This window comes from Sediminibacterium sp. GW821-FHT12F12, from assembly GCF_058806635.1.
Map to the genome: position 1 here is coordinate 9,062 of NZ_JBXAPW010000013.1, position 16,993 is coordinate 26,054.

A 16,993-nucleotide genomic window follows, 5' to 3' on the forward strand; every position below is an offset into this window, starting at 1 on the left:
CGGGCCGCCGCCGTCTTCGGCGCGTTTACAGATGGGAGGTAATAATTTATAGGCTTCCGGTTCGGCTTTATCGGCATCGGCATCAAAACCGGCATTGTTCAGGGCCGCTTTAATGGCAGAAGCACTGGTACGGTCGGGCAAAAACTGTACTTTGATCTCGCCCTGCAGCAGGTTGATCTTCCAGGTCATCATACCACTTTCCATATTGGCCTTGTTCTCCATCAACAGGTATTTGTCCAGCTTTTCTTTACACTCCCAGCAACGCAGGTTGGCCGATTTAATGGTTACCCATTCCGGTTTGGGTTGCTGCGCCTGTAAGGCATTGACACCGGCCAGTAAACAACCGGTTAAGAACAGTATTTTTTTCATGGGTACAAATTTCAGTTACTAGGTCAAATACCCTGCCAGTTAGCCGGGTCGTTACGCCAGGAAAGCAGTAATTGTTCGGTATCGGCAGACACCTGCCCTTTGTCCACCGCCAGGCTGATCAGGTTGGCATAATTGGTGAGCGAGCGGTAAGGCACTTTGGCCTCTTCGAAAGCTTTATCTGCCACAGAAAACCCGTAGGTAAAAATGGAGACCATGCCTACCACTTCCACGCCGGCATTACGCAGCACATCCACCACCTGCAAACTGCTTTTACCGGTAGAGATCAGATCCTCGATCACCAATACGCGCTGCCCTGGGGTATAAAACCCTTCGATCTGGTTGCCCAGGCCATGTTCCTTGGGTTTTGGGCGCACATAGATATAAGGCAGCTTTAACTGGTCGGCAGCCATGGCTCCCCAGGGAATGCCTGCCGTGGCCACACCCGCCAGTACTTCGGCCTGCGGAAAATGTTCGAAGATCACATTACACATTTCGCTCTTCACAAAATCACGTACAAAAGGAAAGGATAATACCCGGCGGTTATCGCAATAAATAGGGCTTTTCCAGCCACTGGCCCAGGTAAAAGGTTTCTCCGGACTCAGTTTTACAGCTGCTACCTGCAGCAGTTTTTCAGCAACGGCTTTTTCGTTTGTCATAGCGCGAAAGTAAGGCCATTTTAGAAAGGGGAATTGGGAAATTGAGAAATTGTATTCACATTTGATGCATCATGGAAAAAATGAAAATTATTGCGGGAGGCGGCCTGGTGCTGAACGAAGCGGGCGAACTGCTGCTGATCTTCCGCAGGGGTAAATGGGATCTTCCCAAAGGCAAACTGGATGAAGGCGAAACCATTGCCCAATGCGCCGCCAGGGAAGTGATGGAAGAAACCGGCATCACTGGATTAACCCTCGGAAAACTGATCGGCATCAGCTACCACGAATACTTTGACACATTTATCAACCAGGATGTGATCAAGGAAACCCATTGGTTTGCCATGCAGGCCAGCGGCGTGCAAAACCTGGTTCCGCAAACAGAAGAAGATATCCTGGAGATCCGATGGGTAAAGGGTGAAACATTGGCCACCTGCCTTGAAAACAGTTATGATACGGTAATCGATATCATTAAAAAGGCTGGACTGATCTGACTGTGTTACTCACCATAAAAATAGGCTTACCGTTTTTTCAGGATCGCCACGGTTAACCGGCTCACACAAACCAGTTTTCCCTGCTCATCGTGGATTTTGATCTCCCATACATGTGAGGTGGCACCCAGGTGTATCGGCGTAGCCGTTCCGGTTACCTGTCCGCTTTGGGCACTGCGGATATGGTTGGCATTGATCTCCTGTCCTACACAAATAAAATTCTCCGGATCTATCACCAGCGCTGAACCTACGCTGCCCAAAGTTTCTGCCAGCGTAACAGAAGCTCCTCCATGCAATAAACCATAAGGTTGTTTGGTGCGGTGGTCTACCGGCATGGTAGCTGAGAGATGGGTATCGCCCAGTTCCGAAAAACGGATCCCGATAAAATCGCCCATGGTGTCTTTACCCAGTGCCTGAAAATCTTCCAGAGTAAGGTCTTTGTTGAACCAGATGCGCATGTGGATTATTTATTTGTATTCAATGAACGTAATGTAATATTCACGGCTTCCGGCAGAAAGGGAGAAGCATCTCCCCCGTTGCGGATGATGTCGCGTACAATGGTAGACGCCACCGATGTATATTTTGGCTCGCCGGTAAGGAAAATGGTTTCGATGTTTTTATCAAGTGTACGGTTGGCATCGGCGATGGTTTTTTCGTACTCAAAATCGCTCACGTACCGGATGCCCCGTAAAATAAAACCGGCATGGATGATACGGCAGTAGTTCACGGTCAGTCCGTCATACACCACACTCTGTACCCGCGGCTCATCCTTATAGATTTCGCTGAACCAGTGCATCCGCTGTTCGGCGCTGAACATGGGACTTTTGGAGGAATTGATACCGATACCCACATAGATCTTATCGAACAGGGGTAAAGCCCGGTTGATGATATCCACATGGCCCAGTGTTACAGGGTCAAAGGTTCCGGGAAACAAGCAGATTCGCTCCATATAGCAGGTTTGAGGAGGTGAAAATACGAAGTAGACAGTACAAACCACGAAGGCCGCTAAACATTCCCAGTTCAGCAGTTTGTTACGGAGATCAGCTTTCTCTGTCAACCAGCAGGTACAGCACGGCCATTCTCACCGCCACCCCGTTCTCTACCTGGTTCAGGATGATGGAATAAGGCCCGTCGGCCACATCGCTGTCCAGCTCCACACCGCGGTTAATGGGTCCGGGGTGCATGATCACAATGTCTTTGCCCAGGCTTTCCAGTACTTTCCGTTTGATACCATAGGCCAGGTTATACTCGCGCAGCGAAGAGAATAAAGGCTGGTTCTGGCGCTCCAGCTGTATGCGCAGCACATTGGCCACATCGCACCATTGCAGGGCTTTTTTGAGGTTATATTCCACCCTTACGCCAAGGGCTTCGGCAATGTATTTGGGAATGAGGGTAGGTGGACCTGCCACCATGATCTCTGCCCCCATTTTTTTCAGCAGGTACATATTACTCAGGGCCACCCGGCTATGCATGATATCGCCAATGATGGCCACTTTCAGTCCTTCCAGTTTGCCCAGCTTTTCCTGCATGGAATAGGCATCGAGCAAAGCCTGGGTGGGGTGTTCATTGATTCCGTCGCCGGCATTCACAATGGCAGCAGGAATATGTTTGGCCAGAAAATGCGGGGCGCCGGAAGCGCTGTGACGCATCACCACCATATCCACTTTCATGCTGAGAATATTGTTCACGGTATCCAGCAGGGTTTCGCCTTTGGCGGAGGATGAACTGCTGGCTGCAAAATTGAGTACATCTGCTGAGAGCCTGCGTTCTGCCAGTTCAAAAGACATACGGGTACGGGTAGAATTCTCGTAAAACAGGTTTACGATGGTTACATCACGCAGTGAGGGAACTTTCTTTACCGGCCTTTGTAAAACTTCTTTGAATTGCTGTGCAGTGGAGAGAATTAACTCAATATCTTCTCTGTTGAGATCTTTGATACCAAGGAGATGTTTGGTAGATAGTTTCATTAAAAATCAAAGGTAATGGTTTCGGGAACAAGAAACAAGTGGGTTACTTGTTACTGGATACCGGTTGCGGGTTACAAGTTGCCGGATAGGCTGGTTTTGTTCTGTGCAGTTTCCCTGCGTCAGTTAAATTAGCACCACTTCATCGCCACCGTCTTTCTCTTTCCAGTACACTTTTACTTTCTGCGAAATGATGGTATCGATCACTTTTCCGGCATAATCGGGCTGTATGGGTAATTCCCGGTTGAACCTGCGGTCTACCAGTACGCAAAGCGACACTTTGGAAGGGCGTCCAAAATCCAGCAGGGCATCCAGCGCCGCACGGATGGTGCGGCCGGTGTACAACACATCATCGATCAGCACTACTTTTTTATTGGAAATACTGAAGGGAATATCTGTGTGGTTGGCAATGTGCAGGCTTTTACGCACATCATCACGGTAAAAAGTGATATCCAGTTTGCCGTATTGCACCAGTTCGGGAGATACAATGGCTTTCAGTTCCTGCACAATCCTATCGCTGAGGAATATCCCCCTTGGCTGCAGGCCAATAATGACCGTATCAGCCAGCTGGAGATTGTTCTCCAGGATCTGGTGTGCCAGTCGTTTAACGGTTAATGCCAGTTGTTGCTCGGATAATATCGTCTTCAAAACCGAATTTTTCATAAAAATAAATGCTTTCTCGCATACCCGATAGGAATTATTCCCTGCGTCTGGTTTAATTTGCCCGCAAATGCTCAGGCTTCATTCCATATCATTGGTTCAGTTCCGTAATTACCTGCAACAGCAGTTTTCTTTTACAGAAAGAATTGTGGGGATCTGTGGCCTGAATGGTTCCGGCAAAACCAACCTGCTGGATGCTGTGTATTACCTGAGTTTTACCCGCAGTTATTTTTCGCGGCCCGATTCACAGAATGTGCACCACGGACTGGCAGGTTTACGCTTACAGGCCACTTATGATTTACAGGGAGAGCCACAGGAGCTGGTCTGCATTCTGCGCGAGAACAACCGGAAAGAACTGCAGCTGAATGAGGAAGCCTATAAAAAATTCTCCGATCATATCGGCAAAATCCCCTGTGTGATGATTGCACCGGATGATGTGGTGCTGGTAACCGGCGGTAGCGAAGAAAGAAGAACTTTTATTGACACCCTGCTTTCGCAGATCAGTAAAGAATACCTGCTTTGCCTGATCAACTACCAGAAACTCTTACAGCAACGCAACAGTTTATTGAAGCAATCTGCCGAAACAGGATCGATGGATGATACCCTGCTCCAGATTCTGGACGAACAGCTATGCAAAAAGGGAAATTATATTTTCAAGGAAAGAAAAACATTCCTCGAAGGTTTCCTTCCGCTGGCGGCATCTATTTACCAGCGTATTGCCGGCAAGGATGATGGACTTTCGCTGGTATACGACAGCCAGTTACTGAAAGATGATTTTGCCACACTACTGAACCTGAGCCGTTCAAAAGACCTGGTCCTGCAAAGAACCACCGCCGGTACTCACCGCGATGACCTGTTGTTTTATATGGGGTCGGCCCCTTTCAAAACCGAAGCCTCACAGGGTCAACGGAAAAGTCTCCTCTTTGCATTGAAGCTCGCCGAGTGGCAGGTGCTGAAAGAAAAAAAAGGCTTCACCCCTATCCTTTTACTGGATGATGTATTTGAAAAATTAGACGAGCAACGCATGTTCCAGTTACTGAACTGGGTTTGCACCGAAAGCGACGGGCAGGTGTTTATTACGGATACACATGCGGATCGCTTGCAATTACAATTATCCGGCATTCGTATTCCCTTTCAATTAATTGAACTGGATTAGAAATGGTCTGGAGTTTGGAGTTAGGAGTTGGGAGTTAGAAATAATGTTAACCGTGACTCCAAACTTCTAACTTCTAACTCCTAACTTTACTTCATGTCTGAGTTTCATATCGGCGATGCGATCAAGGGTTTTCTGCACAAGAGTCATTTGCGCAATGGGATCCGTGCGATACAGATCGAAGAGATCTGGGAGCAGCTGATGGGTAAAACCATTGCAAAATACACGGACAAGATCCAGATCATTAACCAGAAATTATTTATCCATACTGCTGTAGGGCCTTTGAAGAATGAATTGCTTTACCAGAAACAGCAGATCATTGACCGGGTAAATGAAGCCTTTGGAGAGAAAGTGATCAATGAAGTGATCATACAGTAAGCAGTTGCCCCTTTATTTTACCCGTACACGCGGGTCTACCACTCCGTATAACAGATCAGCAAGGATATTCACAAGGATAAAAAAAGTAGCGGTGATCAGTACACTGCCCATCACTACCGGGAAGTCTAATTTCTCCAGCGCATCTACCGTTACTTTACCGATCCCTTTCCAGCCAAAAATATATTCCACAAAAAAAGCACCTGCCAGCAATTCGGCAAACCAACCCGTAATGGCAGTAATAACAGGATTTAATGCATTACGCAAAGCATGGCGAAAGATGACTATTTTTTTAGACAGTCCTTTGGCATAAGCCGTGCGGATATAATCCTGGTCAAGCACATCCAGCATAGAACTTCGCGTGAGCTGGGTAATGATGGCTAGTGGGCGGATACCCAGGGTAATAGCCGGCAGAATCAGGTTCTTCAGTTGCAGCTCCTTGCCGGTAAAGGGATCGATCTGGAACAGGCTGCCCGTCATGTGCAGACCGGTGTACTGGCTCAACACAAATCCGAACAGATAGGCCAGCACAATGCCCATAAAAAAAGAAGGCGCAGAAATGCCCAGTACACTCGCAAAAATGGCGGAGGTATCCATCCAGGTATTTTGTTTTACGGCGGCCAGTATGCCCAGCAGAATTCCGATCAGCGTAGCAATACACATGGCGGCGAAGGCTAGCACCAGCGTTCCCGGCAGGGCTTCCATCAACAGTTCGCCTACGTCTTTTTTGGTTTGATAGGAACGGCGCAGGTAGGGCAGTTTTATCCCCAGCTTTTGTTCACCTCCGACGAAAAATCCTTTCAGTTGTTTCTTTTCGATGTCTGCTGCGGTATGCACTGCCACTGGCGACACATCATTCAGATACAAAACAAACTGCTTCCATTTGGGCTGATCCAATGCCAGCTCTTTACGGATATTTTTGATCGTGGTACTATCACCCGCCTGCCCCAGTACCAATCTGGCCGGATCGCCAAAACCCTGGAACAGGAAAAAAACCACAACCACCACTCCTACCAATACCAGTAATCCGTAGAGTAATTTTTTGGCGAGGTAAGACATGGATTAATGAGTGAATGAGTGGGTGAGTGAATGAGTGAATGGTTTTATTGGGTTTTGATTTGTTGCAGGAGTTTTTCGGCGTCTACATAGCTTGTTTTGGATAAGACGGTAGCAGCCTGCATCATCACATACGTAGGTGTAACGCGTGCGGCTGTTTTTAAAACCGTAGCATCGCATTTGAGTATGGCAAGGCCGGGAAGTACAGATTGAGCCTTATCGGCATCTGCGGTTACTACCAGTATGGGCAGGTTTTGTTGGGCAGCGGCTTCTTTCACTTTATCAAAACCGGATAACCATGCCTCGGTATGATCAAAATCTTTGACCAATAAGAGAAGATATTTACCAGGAGTAGCCAATACCGCCGCAGTAGTATCTACGCCGGAAATGGTTTGCAGGGAAAAGTCGGTGATCTTTGCGGTCAGTCCATTCCCTTTTCTGACCAGTTGATCCTTCCTATCTACGTATTCATAAGTAGAATCAAAATCAGCCGGAAAATTGGCCTGGTCAAATTCCAGTTGTTTACCCTGACGTTTGTAAGTAAATACAATGGAAAAACTATCCGGAATAGCATTGACCGGGGTTTTCATCTGCTCCAGCAGGTCGTTGCCTTTTTTATAGGGCAGACAATCTACAAAAGGAAGATGCTGTAATACATAATACTGTCCATAACTGGTTCCTACCGTTGCCAGTAATAACAATACCATGGCACCGGCCGGTTTTACGGCAGATTTGATTTTGTTGGCCGCAAAAAACAAGACCAAGATCAGTACCAGCAGGAAGATATCTTTTCCAAAAGACTGGGCAGGCGTTAAGGGCAAACAATCGCCAAAGCAACCACAGGTTTTGATCTTGCCGGAAAACAGTGCGTAACCGGTGAGGAAGGTAAAGAAAATGATCAGCAGCAATAATAACCAGCTGAACAGTTTCATGCGCCATCCGATGATCACTGCCACACCGGCCACGATCTCGAACACATTCATCACCAGTGCAAAAGCCAGGGTATAATCATTCAGGAAATGCATGTTCCACACTTCAAAAAACTCCTGCATCTTATAGCTTAAACCCAGCGGGTCGTTGGCTTTTACCAGCCCGGAAAAAATAAACAACAGGCCTACGGTCCATCGTACAATGAGCAGAAATGTTTTCATACGGTTAGTGTTTGCCTTCGGCAATTAAGATTAATGCAAAAACGGAATAATTGATAATGTCTACATAATTGGCATCTATGCCTTCGCTGATAAGTGTTTTACCATCATTCGCCAGAATCTGTTTAATGCGCATCAGCTTCATCAGTATCAGATCGGCAAAACTCTGCTGGCTCATTTCGCGCCAGGCTTCCCCATAATCATGGTTTTTATCGAGCATGGTATTCTTCGCAAAACCAATGTATTTGCGGTACAGCTCATCTACTTTTTCTACCGGCAGTTCCTCTACCTGCGGTTGGCCCAGTTCCAGCTGCATCAGCCCGATAACGGCATAGTTCAGGATGCCCTTGAATTCGGAAGGAATATCATCGCCCACTTTCTGCTTCTGCAGGTCCTGTATGGTGCGGATGCGCAGGGCTTTGATAAAGATCTGGTCCACCACTGAAATGGTACGCAATACCCGCCAGGCAGTACCATAATCCTTGGTCTTTTTGAGGAAGATCTCCTTACACTGGCCCACGGCCTCGTCGTATTGTATATTGGTCCGGCTCATTTTTTATTGCACTGTTTATCGTGGCTTTGGTAATACCTTTGACTGACTGCAAGATAATTGAATCCCTGTATGTACACACTGAATTGTAAAGGAAGATTACTGAAAATAGCACAACCGGTGGTGATGGGTATTATCAACATCACACCCGATTCTTTTTATAGCGGGAGCAGGCAATTTACGGTAGACAGTGCCCTGCTGATGGCCGAGTTGATGCTAAATGAAGGCGCCACGATGCTGGATATTGGCGGACAAAGCACCCGACCGGGCAGCAAACAGCTAACGGCGGAGGAAGAGATAGAACGGGTATTACCAGTGATTGAAGCGATGCGCAGCCGGTTTCCGGAGAGTTTTATTTCGGTGGACACTTATTTTTCAGCTGTTGCCCGTGCTGCGGCAGAAACGGGTGCAGACATCATCAATGATATCAGCGGTGGCAGTTTTGATGCCAGTATGCTGGCTACCGTTGCCGGTTTACGGGTGCCTTATGTATGTATGCATGTGAAAGGAACGGCTGATACGATGCATAAGACCCATGCAGGGATTGATATAACTCAGGAAGTACTGGATTATTTCATTGCCAAAAAACGGGAATGCCAAGAGGCAGGTATTGTTGATCTGATCATTGACCCTGGTTTTGGTTTCAGTAAAACCATTGCCCAGAATTTTGAGATACTGAAGAACCTGGAAGTATTTTCCATCCTTCATAAACCTATACTGCTGGGCGTTTCCAGGAAGTCCAGCATTTATAAAACCCTTGGTATTACACCTGAGGAAGCCCTGAATGGTACCACCGTTTTACATACTGCGGGATTATTAAAGGGCGCTTCTATCCTGCGGGTACACGATGTGAAAGAAGCCGTGGAAGCAGTGAAACTGACTCAGCATCTCCGATAAAAGCGTCACTGCAGTTCTCCCTCCTGCAAAAAAAGCAAAGGTCCCGCATGGCGGAACCTTTGTCATATCTCCTGCAAAATTATTTTAGTGTTGTGGCATACCCGGCATCTGCGGTTGTGCAGGTTTGGCAGCAGCTGTGGTGATATCCAGGACCTCTATCTCAAATATCATATTCGCATACTGTGGAATAACCGGCGGCTGTCCGTTCTGGCCGTAAGCCAGCATAGCGGGGATATAGATCTTTCCTTTACCACCTTTACCAAATAAACGCAGACCTTCTTCCAGACCGGGGATCACACTCTGGCCACCGAAGATCACGCTCAGGGGTTGTGCTCCGGGTTTGTTTTTATCCATGTTGGAATCAAATTCCTTTCCATCCATGAATGTTCCCCTGTATAAAACAGAAGCCTGTTTGCCGGTATCGGCTTTCAGGGTAGCATCGCCGGCAGAAAGCACTTCAACCAGTACGCCGGAAGGAGTAGATACGGTTTTGATACCTTTTTTAGCCACCAACGCCTGCAGGTCTTTTACTTCCCTGTCTTTTTCCAGCCCTTGCTCTTTGGTCAGGTCGGTAGAAGCCAGTTCCTGGTTGTCGAATACTTTAATGATCTCCACACGGCCTTTGATCATGTCCCTGGCACGGAAGATATTGTTGTACTCAAGCATCCCCAGTTTTTTCAGGGTATCTACGCTCATGCTGAACTCAACTTTATCACCTACACCACACTTGGTGATGATCTCCAGAAAACTGTGTTTGTTGGGGCGTGAGGTATCAATCACGAGGTAAGCAGGTACATGACCGTAAGAAGAGGTCAGTACGGAATCTTTTGGTGGAACCTTATATTCAATATTGAATTTAACGAACTGTCCATGTTTCAGTTTTTCTTTACTGCCGCCACTGGTGATCTTGTAAGAAAGACCGGAGGGGGTTTTCTGGAATTGATTGCAGCTTGCAAGCAATACGATCGCTAGTAACAGCGTGGTGGTTGTTCTCATCATTTGTTTTTATTGTAGTTGATTTTGATATTCTTTGATCACTTCTTTAAAATTGGCCACATTGGCATCCAGGCTGTCGTAACTGCCCCCACCTGCTGCATTTACGTGCCCGCCGCCGTTAAAATGTTTCCTCGCAAATGCATTTACATCAAATGCCCCTTTACTGCGGAAGCTCCATTTTCGCTCCCCGTCACGGTCTATCACCAGGGCTCCGAATTTAATACCCTGTATGGTTAGCAGGTAGTTCACCAATCCTTCCGTATCGCCGGTTTTGATATTGTAGCGTTGCAGATCAGCCCGGGTAATATACATCAAAGCGGTGTTATATTCATAGAGAACTTCCATCCGGTTTACCAAGGCATACCCGATAAAACGGAGACGGTTCTCGAGGAAATTATCGTAAATATTATCGTGCACTTTGGTATGATGCAGACCGATCTCTTTCAACGTTGCCACCATCCGATGTACAGAAGCCGTGGTAGCCGGGAAACGGAAAGAACCGGTATCGGTCATAACACCTGTATATAGACATTCTGCTGTATGGATGGTGAGTTTGTCCAGATTACCAGAATCAACGATAAAATCATAGACCATTTCGCAGGTTGAGCTTTTGCGGGTATCGCTGATACCATAGGTAAACGCTTCTTCCTGGGGTTGCTGGTGGTGATCGATCAGTATCTTGGTGCAGCCGGCTGAAAGCAAGGGCTGTTCCATGTGTTTGGTGCGGTGCAGGATATTGAAATCGAGGCAGAAAATGACATGGGCGCTATTGATGATGCCCAGTGATTTCTCTTTTTGCTGTTCAAAATCGATCACCGTGTCAATCCCGGGCATCCAATCCAGAAAACCGGCCCAGTTGGTGGGTGAGATCACGGTTACCTCGTGCCCCATGGCTATCAGGAAATGGTACAGGCCCAAAGCGGAGCCCATGGCATCGCCATCAGGCTTCTGATGCATGGTTACCACTATTTTGGCAGGGGTACTGAGTTGGGGGTAGAATTGATCGATCGGGAGCATATAGTGGCGGCAAAATTGCGGTATCCGGCCTATTCTATCAAATCAATTTGTACGGCTTTAACAAAAATAACACCCAATTCTCCCTGAAACGGGTAGCGAATGCTTACTTTTGCGGCCGAAATTTTACAAACTATATGAGCAACAGAACATTTACCATGATCAAGCCGGATGCTACCCAGAAGGGATATACCGGTGCTATTTTAGACCAGATCATCAAAGCGGGTTTTACCGTGAAAGCCATGAAATGGACCCGTTTAACCGAAGCGCAGGCTGGTTTGTTTTATGAAGTACATAAAGAAAGACCTTTTTACGGCGAACTGGTTGAATTCATGAGCAGTGGCCCGATTGTAGCCGCTATCCTGGAAAAAGAGAATGCCGTGGCTGATTTCCGCAAACTGATCGGTGCCACCAACCCTGCACAGGCAGAAGAAGGAACCATCCGTAAATTATATGCAGCTTCTGTAGGCGAGAATGCCGTTCACGGAAGCGACAGTGATGAGAATGCCGCTATTGAAGGAGATTTCTTCTTCTCTAAGCTGGAAAGGTTCTAACTGACAAACTATACTGATGAAAAAAGCCATCCCGTTAAACAAGGATGGCTTTTTTATATCTGGTCAGTTGGTTTTCTTAGTTGATGCTTACCGGTTTGGCCACCGTACTGTCTGCCACGGCCACTCCTTTAAACTGTACGGGTTTATTCAGTCCATTGGTAAAGGAAATAACCGCTGTTTTGGAAAAAGGTCCGCTGGCTCCCCCATTAAAACCCAGTGTGATAAAAGTGGATTTACCCGGTGCGATCTTTTCATTGGCCCGGTACTTAGGTGTGGTACAACCACAACCGGCCGTTACTTCTTTCAATACCACCGTATCCTTACTGATATTTTTGATGACCACATTATACTCCAGTGGCTTACCGGAAGGAATTTTGCCCATATCATAATCGGCGTTGGTGAAACTGAGCAATTTATCAATATCTGTAACCACAGTAACCTGGGTTTGGGCAGCCAACTGCTGTACCAGCAAAAACAGGGAACATACTAAAACAATTCTTTTCATATCTACTTGTGTAAGGTGAAAGCTCTACACTAAGGTAATTTTAATTTGCCACCTGCCATTTTTCCCGATGGTATTATCAGATAAAATAATATTTTTAACTACCAATTCCTGCGGGAAACAATAACTGTTTCACCATTTCCAAACACTACTTGTGATGAGAATACTTACTACTGCCCTTTTATGCTCGCTCAGCTACCTGTCTTTTTCGCAGCAGACGGGTTATAAAACCTTTATGATTACAGCCAAGCCAGGTACACCCTTTGTGTACGACCGTTTCAGCACCCTTGAACTGGGATCTGGTAAGGCATCGGAAGCACTGTTTGAACCCGGTCAGAAATACTCGGTCAGGAATAACGGTTATAGCTCTTACCAGTTAAACAACCGGAAGGACGAAAAAGGCACCCAATCGCCACTGGGCGGATCGGTAGCCAGTCTTGCCTACGATGCCAAAAGTAACCGCCTGTTCTATATTCCCCTGCAGTTATCCGAATTACGTTATCTGGACCTGAAAGAGTCCGATGCTTCCTTTACCTGCCTGGAGAACCAGTCCATTAACCTCCTGCATAACAAAGAAGATGTTGCCAACCAGGTAACCCGGATGGCCATGGGCGCTGATGGATTCGGCTATGCTTTATCCAATGATGGTGAACACCTGATCAAATTTTCTACCCAGGGTACGCCGGTGATCCAGGACCTGGGCGTTTTGATAGATAACCCGCAGAATACGGTACTCGTCCGCTCCAGTTGTACTTCCTGGGGTGGCGATATGGTGGGTGCGGCGGATGGAAGTCTGTACCTGATCACTTTATACAACCATGTATTCCGTATCAGTTTGCCCAGTAAAAAAGCGGATTACATCGGCCAGATCAAAAACCTGCCGGCCGAATTTACCTCCAATGGTGCTTCGGTTGATGCGGATGGCAGCCTGCTGGTAAGTTGCGGAACCAGCTTTGGTAAAAATTTCTCCCCGGTACAAAAAATCAAATGGCCTTCACTGGAAGCAACCCCTATTGATATCCGTGGTAATTCATTGGGCAATATTGCTGATATGGCCAGCAGTAACCTCTTGTTCCAGCCAGCCGCTTCGCAGAAAGAGAAGGAAAAAGCAAAACCAAATACTGTCAACTTTATACAAACGGTGGAAGCGGATGAGAATAACCTGCCTGCTATCAGCCTCTTCCCCAATCCCATCACCAACCGGAGCAGGTTCCAGATCAAAGTCAGCAACCTGAAAGAAAAAGGAGAATATAAAATGATTCTGCTGGATCTAACCGGTAAACCGATCCTCGAAGGAAAAATGAATATCGGCACCAAAACCAGTACCCATTCTTTCACCTTCCCGGCGCAACATGCCAAGGGTGTTTATTTTGTACAGATTGCGGATGTATTTAACCGTACGGTGTATTCACAGCAATTGATTGTGGAGTAACTAATATTGATTAATAAATTATAAAAAAACCGTCATTTGACGGTTTTTTTATTGTGGGGTTCCACAAAAAGAAAACTATCCTTTTATACGTTTAAACGATGGTTAATCCTTCGTAAGCCAGCTCCATGGTCTCTACTGCCGCTTCGTTCGAGTCTGATTTCATGTCAGTCAACGTCATTTTAACCGGGAATGCATTAGCAAGCTTCCATGTCATAGCCGGTACGTTAGACTCATCCAATAAACAGATAGTAATTGTTTTTCTCGCAATCGTATTCATCTTCATTGCGTTATACATGGCCCACATGCTTTTGTCACTCTTGAAAATACCTTTCTTCAGCGTCACGTTACCGTACTTTTTGATACCCGGCATTTTTATGGTTGAGAATGCGGCATTGTTTCCTGCGCGGTATTCTAATACCTGTGTTTCTGAAGACAGGCCTGTTACTTCCTGAAAAACCAATTCGTCATTTCCGATTGTGACGGAGAATGTAAATTTTACAAGCGGCCATGCAGCCGATGGTTCTTTTGATCCCTTTTCTGCCATAAAAGCTGATATACATTTACTGATTGATGATGTGTACAAGATAATACAGAAAACTATAACGATGAACAGGTTGACTATTGATCAGTGTTGTTGCAGCTGAAAGTGCATAAAAAAGCCCCGTGAATAACTTCACAGGGCTTTACTTGTCGGGACGACAAGATTTGAACTTGCGACCCTCCCGCCTTTCGGCGGGATGCGCTATCGGGCTGCCAAATCATTTAGATTGAATCGATGATATAAAAAAGCCCCGTGAATCTCTTCACGAGGCTTTGCTTGTCGGGACGACAAGATTTGAACTTGCGACCCCACGCCCCCCAGACGTGTGCGCTACCGGGCTGCGCTACGTCCCGAAAAACTACAGAATACTCTTATCCTGTAAGTACCGTTTTATTCCTCTTCTTTTAATCGAAGTTTCCAATCTGATCGCTTCAGATCTATTACTGCAAGCGAAAATATGAACAAGTTTCCAAGGAATACCTTTTGATGTAAAAGCAGATTTCCCAAAATTGTGATTCTGTATTCTCTTTTCCAAATCGCTGGTCTGACCTACATAATACTTTTGCAGATTATCACTAAATAATATGTAAACCACAAAATCCATATTATTTTTTGTCTTCTTTCAATGAACCCCTGCCCCTCCCGCCTATTGGCGGGATGCGCTACCGGGCTGCGCTACGTCCCGAAAAAATCCATCTTTGTACAAGTATCAGAATAACTGAAACATACCTGTAACCAGCAACCTGTAACTGGTAACCACTAAATGGGTTGCAAATATAGGGGGAAAAGAAAAATTCAGGTTATATTGCAGAAAATTTTACCACCGCTACATGAAGATACTTGTAAAGCAGGCGGTTATAGCCGATCCGGATTCCCCTCACCATGGCCAGGTTACTGATATTTTAATCGATGGAGAACGTATTATACAAATTGCACCCGGCATCAAGGTTGCGGCCGATGAGGTCATAGATGCCTCCGGTGCCTTCGTATCTCCGGGATGGGTAGATACTTTTTCCCATTTCTGCGACCCCGGTTACGAATACAAAGAAACCCTGGAAACCGGTGCGGCGGCTGCGGCAGCGGGTGGTTTTACCCGTGTATTTGTGCTGCCGAACACTTTACCGGTGGTAGACAGTAAATCGCAGGTGGAATATATCTGCCAGCAATCCAAATCGCTGCCCGTAACCATTTATCCACTGGGGGCCATTACCCGCGGAACCGAAGGAAAAGACCTGGCCGAGATGTACGATATGAAACAGAGCGGTGCAGTAGCTTTTTCCGATGGTATTTTACCCGTTCAATCGCCCGGCCTGTTTGTAAAAGCCCTGCAATATATAAAAGCGTTTGATGGCACTTTGGTACAAGTGCCGCTGGATAAGAGTATTGGTGCCGGTGGACTCATCAACGAAGGCATTATTTCTACCCGTCTTGGTCTGCCCGGCATCCCGGCACTGGCGGAGGAAGTGATCATTAAAAGAGATATTGACCTGTTGAGATATACCCAATCACGCCTGCATATCACCGGCATTTCTACCAAAAACGGGTTGGACTTTATTGCTGCGGCTAAAAAAGAAGGACTTCAGATCAGTTGCAGTGTTACGCCTTATCACCTGTTCTTCTGCGATGAAGACATGCAGAGCTATGATACCAACCTGAAAGTGAATCCTCCCCTCCGCACCAAAGCAGATATGCTGGCATTGCGGGAAGGCGTGATCAATGGTGTGGTGGATTGTATTGCTTCTCATCATTTACCGCAGGACTGGGACAATAAAACCTGCGAATTTGAATATGCCAAAAACGGCATGACCGGACTGGAAAGCAGTTTTGCTGTGGTGAACCATTTGCTGCCGGAACTGAGTGCAGAAAGACTGGTTCAATTGTTTTCCTTGGAAGCACGTAAGATTTTTCACTTACCTGCGACACATATCAGCGAAGGTGCTGTGGCAGAATTAACGATCTTCAACAGAAAAGCCGTGACTTTGCTTACCCGCACCCGCTTACAAACCAAATCGCCCAATACACCGTTCCTCGACAGAGAGCTGACCGGAAAAATAATGGGTATCGTTCACAAAGGAAAACTAACTTTAAACCAAAACTGATTTTTATGAAAGTAAACATCGTTAATGAAGGTCTCAAATGGGGTTGTATCAATGGATTGATTGCTGTATTACTGATGTACGGATCCTGGGCAGCCGGGTTAAATACATTTGTCAGCGTGCAGTTCTGGGCTAATTTCATTCCCTTCATGATTGTAATCCTGATTTTTTCAGGCATTCAGATCAAAAAACAGAATGATGGGTTACTGCCTTTCTCGCAGGCATTAAAATTTACTTTCCTGAGTTATGTAATAGTTGCACTGATAACTGCCATTGCCACTTATGTGCTGTATAACCTGATTGATAAAGAACTGACACAAAAATCAGTACAGGTAGGTCTGGAAAAAACGAGGGCCATGATGGAGAAATTCGGTGCTTCAGAAGAAGATATCGACAAAGCCATGAAATCCGGCATGGAAGAAGGTGCGAAAGGAACCGGAATAGGTAAGATCTTTATGGGTACCGGATTATTTCTGATCTGGGATTTTGTAAAAAGTCTGCTGATCTCTCTGGTGATCAGAAAAGAAGAAAAATTTGCCGACTAA

Annotated in this window: 22 protein-coding genes and 1 tRNA gene; 8 read left to right on the top strand and 15 right to left on the bottom strand. The window is 46.3% G+C overall.

Annotation, left to right across the window (positions count from 1 at the left end):
- Positions 1-369, bottom strand: a 369-nt coding sequence (locus AC1RNB_RS15560) for a hypothetical protein (protein WP_493084309.1), incomplete at its 3' end; no start/stop codon positions are given.
- A gap of 23 nt (positions 370-392) precedes the next feature.
- Positions 393-1,025 (bottom strand): orotate phosphoribosyltransferase, encoded by a 633-nt coding sequence (pyrE, locus tag AC1RNB_RS15565; protein ID WP_493084310.1) that lies wholly within the window; start codon positions 1,023-1,025, stop codon positions 393-395.
- Between the two features lie 71 nt (positions 1,026-1,096).
- Here pyrE and AC1RNB_RS15570 point away from each other — a divergent pair, with 71 nt between their 5' ends.
- Positions 1,097-1,513: an NUDIX hydrolase gene (locus AC1RNB_RS15570; protein ID WP_493084312.1), complete on the top strand. Its 417-nt coding sequence runs from the start codon at positions 1,097-1,099 to the stop codon at positions 1,511-1,513.
- A 26-nt stretch (positions 1,514-1,539) separates the two neighbouring features.
- Here the strand turns inward: AC1RNB_RS15570 and AC1RNB_RS15575 are convergent, their stop codons facing one another.
- From AC1RNB_RS15575 to pyrR, 4 genes are all read right to left on the bottom strand, one after another.
- Positions 1,540-1,968: a hotdog fold thioesterase gene (locus AC1RNB_RS15575; protein WP_493084314.1), complete on the bottom strand. Its 429-nt coding sequence runs from the start codon at positions 1,966-1,968 to the stop codon at positions 1,540-1,542.
- A 5-nt stretch (positions 1,969-1,973) separates the two neighbouring features.
- Complete coding sequence (gene coaD / locus AC1RNB_RS15580; protein ID WP_493084315.1) at positions 1,974-2,459, bottom strand: pantetheine-phosphate adenylyltransferase; 486 nt, start codon at positions 2,457-2,459, stop codon at positions 1,974-1,976.
- A gap of 91 nt (positions 2,460-2,550) precedes the next feature.
- Positions 2,551-3,477 carry an aspartate carbamoyltransferase catalytic subunit gene (locus AC1RNB_RS15585; protein WP_493084317.1) on the bottom strand — a complete coding sequence of 309 codons (927 nt, stop codon included), beginning with the start codon at positions 3,475-3,477 and terminating at the stop codon, positions 2,551-2,553.
- A 123-nt stretch (positions 3,478-3,600) separates the two neighbouring features.
- Entirely contained in the window at positions 3,601-4,122 is a 522-nt protein-coding gene (gene pyrR, locus AC1RNB_RS15590) for a bifunctional pyr operon transcriptional regulator/uracil phosphoribosyltransferase PyrR (protein WP_493084318.1), read from the bottom strand.
- Between the two features lie 82 nt (positions 4,123-4,204).
- Here pyrR and recF point away from each other — a divergent pair, with 82 nt between their 5' ends.
- A complete protein-coding gene (gene recF / locus AC1RNB_RS15595) occupies positions 4,205-5,290 on the top strand; it encodes a DNA replication/repair protein RecF (RefSeq protein WP_493084320.1) in 1,086 nt (361 codons plus the stop codon).
- Between the two features lie 93 nt (positions 5,291-5,383).
- Complete coding sequence (locus AC1RNB_RS15600) at positions 5,384-5,665, top strand: DciA family protein (protein WP_493084322.1); 282 nt, start codon at positions 5,384-5,386, stop codon at positions 5,663-5,665.
- 12 nt (positions 5,666-5,677) lie between these two features.
- Here the strand turns inward: AC1RNB_RS15600 and AC1RNB_RS15605 are convergent, their stop codons facing one another.
- From AC1RNB_RS15605 to AC1RNB_RS15615, 3 genes are read right to left on the bottom strand one after another with little or no spacing between them, the layout of a single operon-like run.
- The gene (locus tag AC1RNB_RS15605) at positions 5,678-6,721 is read right to left on the bottom strand and encodes an ABC transporter permease (RefSeq protein ID WP_493084324.1); all 1,044 of its coding nucleotides are present in this window, start codon (positions 6,719-6,721) and stop codon (positions 5,678-5,680) included.
- Positions 6,722-6,765: 44 nt separating this feature from the next.
- Entirely contained in the window at positions 6,766-7,869 is a 1,104-nt protein-coding gene (locus AC1RNB_RS15610; protein WP_493084325.1) for a BT_3928 family protein, read from the bottom strand.
- A 4-nt stretch (positions 7,870-7,873) separates the two neighbouring features.
- Positions 7,874-8,419, bottom strand: a complete 546-nt coding sequence (locus AC1RNB_RS15615) for a DUF1599 domain-containing protein (RefSeq protein ID WP_493084327.1) — start codon at positions 8,417-8,419, stop codon at positions 7,874-7,876.
- Positions 8,420-8,488: 69 nt separating this feature from the next.
- On the opposite strand from AC1RNB_RS15615, the gene folP reads away from it, so the two are divergent.
- Positions 8,489-9,313: a dihydropteroate synthase gene (gene folP / locus AC1RNB_RS15620; RefSeq protein WP_493084328.1), complete on the top strand. Its 825-nt coding sequence runs from the start codon at positions 8,489-8,491 to the stop codon at positions 9,311-9,313.
- A gap of 84 nt (positions 9,314-9,397) precedes the next feature.
- Here folP and AC1RNB_RS15625 read toward each other — a convergent pair whose 3' ends face one another.
- The gene (locus AC1RNB_RS15625) at positions 9,398-10,312 is read right to left on the bottom strand and encodes an FKBP-type peptidyl-prolyl cis-trans isomerase (protein ID WP_493084330.1); all 915 of its coding nucleotides are present in this window, start codon (positions 10,310-10,312) and stop codon (positions 9,398-9,400) included.
- A gap of 6 nt (positions 10,313-10,318) precedes the next feature.
- The gene (locus AC1RNB_RS15630; protein ID WP_493084332.1) at positions 10,319-11,326 is read right to left on the bottom strand and encodes a DHH family phosphoesterase; all 1,008 of its coding nucleotides are present in this window, start codon (positions 11,324-11,326) and stop codon (positions 10,319-10,321) included.
- Positions 11,327-11,460: 134 nt separating this feature from the next.
- On the opposite strand from AC1RNB_RS15630, the gene AC1RNB_RS15635 reads away from it, so the two are divergent.
- Positions 11,461-11,877 carry a nucleoside-diphosphate kinase gene (locus AC1RNB_RS15635; RefSeq protein WP_493084334.1) on the top strand — a complete coding sequence of 139 codons (417 nt, stop codon included), beginning with the start codon at positions 11,461-11,463 and terminating at the stop codon, positions 11,875-11,877.
- A gap of 76 nt (positions 11,878-11,953) precedes the next feature.
- Here the strand turns inward: AC1RNB_RS15635 and AC1RNB_RS15640 are convergent, their stop codons facing one another.
- Positions 11,954-12,382, bottom strand: a complete 429-nt coding sequence (locus tag AC1RNB_RS15640) for a DUF1573 domain-containing protein (RefSeq protein WP_493084336.1) — start codon at positions 12,380-12,382, stop codon at positions 11,954-11,956.
- Between the two features lie 154 nt (positions 12,383-12,536).
- On the opposite strand from AC1RNB_RS15640, the gene AC1RNB_RS15645 reads away from it, so the two are divergent.
- Positions 12,537-13,811, top strand: coding sequence for a T9SS type A sorting domain-containing protein (locus tag AC1RNB_RS15645; RefSeq protein WP_493084490.1), 1,275 nt, complete (start codon positions 12,537-12,539; stop codon positions 13,809-13,811).
- A 91-nt stretch (positions 13,812-13,902) separates the two neighbouring features.
- Here AC1RNB_RS15645 and AC1RNB_RS15650 read toward each other — a convergent pair whose 3' ends face one another.
- The 3 genes from AC1RNB_RS15650 to AC1RNB_RS15660 all read right to left on the bottom strand — a co-directional run bounded on the left by AC1RNB_RS15650 (position 13,903) and on the right by AC1RNB_RS15660 (position 14,956).
- The gene (locus tag AC1RNB_RS15650; RefSeq protein ID WP_493084338.1) at positions 13,903-14,355 is read right to left on the bottom strand and encodes a phage tail protein; all 453 of its coding nucleotides are present in this window, start codon (positions 14,353-14,355) and stop codon (positions 13,903-13,905) included.
- 276 nt (positions 14,356-14,631) lie between these two features.
- Positions 14,632-14,705, bottom strand: a tRNA-Pro gene (locus AC1RNB_RS15655).
- Between the two features lie 5 nt (positions 14,706-14,710).
- Entirely contained in the window at positions 14,711-14,956 is a 246-nt protein-coding gene (locus AC1RNB_RS15660) for a GIY-YIG nuclease family protein (RefSeq protein WP_493084340.1), read from the bottom strand.
- Positions 14,957-15,182: 226 nt separating this feature from the next.
- On the opposite strand from AC1RNB_RS15660, the gene AC1RNB_RS15665 reads away from it, so the two are divergent.
- Positions 15,183-16,451: a dihydroorotase gene (locus AC1RNB_RS15665; protein WP_493084342.1), complete on the top strand. Its 1,269-nt coding sequence runs from the start codon at positions 15,183-15,185 to the stop codon at positions 16,449-16,451.
- Positions 16,452-16,456: 5 nt separating this feature from the next.
- A complete protein-coding gene (locus AC1RNB_RS15670) occupies positions 16,457-16,993 on the top strand; it encodes a DUF4199 domain-containing protein (protein WP_493084343.1) in 537 nt (178 codons plus the stop codon).